The following is a 2,389-nucleotide window of genomic DNA, read 5'->3' as shown; positions in this document are numbered from 1 at the left end:
ACAGGTGTGACCTCCTTGCCATTGTCACCAGACAAGTGAATGAGTATACATTCAAAACTAGATAGTAAGTAAACGATTTTGCGTCGCAAAACGTTGAAATAATAATTGATTAAGTCTTCGATCGATTAGTATTCGTCAGCTCCACGTGTCGCCACGCTTCCACCTCGAACCTATTAACCTCATCATCTTTGAGGGATCTTATAACCGAAGTTGGGAAATCTCATCTTGAGGGGGGCTTCATGCTTAGATGCTTTCAGCACTTATCCCGTCCATACATAGCTACCCAGCTATGCCGTTGGCACGACAACTGGTACACCAGAGGTATGTCCATCCCGGTCCTCTCGTACTAAGGACAGCTCCTCTCAAATTTCCTACGCCCACGACGGATAGGGACCGAACTGTCTCACGACGTTCTGAACCCAGCTCGCGTACCGCTTTAATGGGCGAACAGCCCAACCCTTGGGACCGACTACAGCCCCAGGATGCGATGAGCCGACATCGAGGTGCCAAACCTCCCCGTCGATGTGAACTCTTGGGGGAGATAAGCCTGTTATCCCCGGGGTAGCTTTTATCCGTTGAGCGATGGCCCTTCCATGCGGAACCACCGGATCACTAAGTCCGTCTTTCGACCCTGCTCGACTTGTAAGTCTCGCAGTCAAGCTCCCTTATGCCTTTACACTCTATGAATGATTTCCAACCATTCTGAGGGAACCTTTGAGCGCCTCCGTTACCTTTTAGGAGGCGACCGCCCCAGTCAAACTGCCCGCCTGACACTGTCTCCCACCACGATAAGTGGTGCGGGTTAGAAAGCCAACACAGCTAGGGTAGTATCCCACCAGCGCCTCCACGTAAGCTAGCGCTCACGCTTCAAAGGCTCCTACCTATCCTGTACAAGCTGTGCCGAATTTCAATATCAGGCTACAGTAAAGCTCCACGGGGTCTTTCCGTCCTGTCGCGGGTAACCTGCATCTTCACAGGTACTATGATTTCACCGAGTCTCTCGTTGAGACAGTGCCCAAATCGTTACGCCTTTCGTGCGGGTCGGAACTTACCCGACAAGGAATTTCGCTACCTTAGGACCGTTATAGTTACGGCCGCCGTTTACTGGGGCTTCGATTCGTAGCTTCGCAGAAGCTAACCACTCCTCTTAACCTTCCAGCACCGGGCAGGCGTCAGCCCCTATACATCACCTTACGGTTTAGCAGAGACCTGTGTTTTTGATAAACAGTCGCTTGGGCCTATTCACTGCGGCTCTTCTGGGCTTGCACCCTAAAGAGCACCCCTTCTCCCGAAGTTACGGGGTCATTTTGCCGAGTTCCTTAACGAGAGTTCGCTCGCTCACCTTAGAATTCTCATCTTGACTACCTGTGTCGGTTTGCGGTACGGGCACCTATTATCTATCTAGAGGCTTTTCTCGGCAGTGTGAAATCAACGACTCGAGGAAACAATTTCCTCTCCCCATCACAGCTCAATCTTACGAGTGCCGGATTTGCCTAACACTCAATCTCACTGCTTGGACGTACAATCCAATCGTACGCTTCGCCTATCCTACTGCGTCCCCCCATCGATTAAAACGATGCTAGGTGGTACAGGAATATCAACCTGTTATCCATCGCCTACGCCTGTCGGCCTCAGCTTAGGACCCGACTAACCCAGAGCGGACGAGCCTTCCTCTGGAAACCTTAGTCAATCGGTGGACGGGATTCTCACCCGTCTTTCGCTACTCACACCGGCATTCTCACTTCTAAGCGCTCCACATGTCCTTGCGATCATGCTTCGACGCCCTTAGAACGCTCTCCTACCATTGTCCTACGGACAATCCACAGCTTCGGTAATATGTTTAGCCCCGGTACATTTTCGGCGCAGTGTCACTCGACTAGTGAGCTATTACGCACTCTTTAAATGATGGCTGCTTCTAAGCCAACATCCTAGTTGTCTGGGCAACGCCACATCCTTTTCCACTTAACATATATTTTGGGACCTTAGCTGGTGGTCTGGGCTGTTTCCCTTTCGAACACGGACCTTATCACCCATGTTCTGACTCCCAAGTTAAATTAATTGGCATTCGGAGTTTGTCTGAATTCGGTAACCCGAGAAGGGCCCCTCGTCCAAACAGTGCTCTACCTCCAATAATCATCACTTGAGGCTAGCCCTAAAGCTATTTCGGAGAGAACCAGCTATCTCCAAGTTCGATTGGAATTTCTCCGCTACCCACAGTTCATCCGCTCACTTTTCAACGTAAGTCGGTTCGGTCCTCCATTCAGTGTTACCTGAACTTCAACCTGACCATGGGTAGATCACCTGGTTTCGGGTCTACGACCAAATACTAAACGCCCTATTCAGACTCGCTTTCGCTACGGCTCCACATTTTCTGCTTAACCTTGCATCA

Annotated in this window: 1 rRNA gene; it reads right to left on the bottom strand. The window is 50.6% G+C overall.

What is annotated here, in order from left to right:
* Positions 1-105: 105 nt before the first annotated feature.
* A 23S ribosomal RNA gene (locus tag HS848_RS12450) occupies positions 106-2,389 on the bottom strand; the annotation flags it as partial.

The organism is Staphylococcus caledonicus (assembly GCF_016238465.1).
Lineage (GTDB): Bacteria > Bacillota > Bacilli > Staphylococcales > Staphylococcaceae > Staphylococcus > Staphylococcus caledonicus.
The sequence above is the reverse complement of the archived record's forward strand: the minus strand, read 5'-3'. Positions and strand labels throughout refer to the sequence as shown.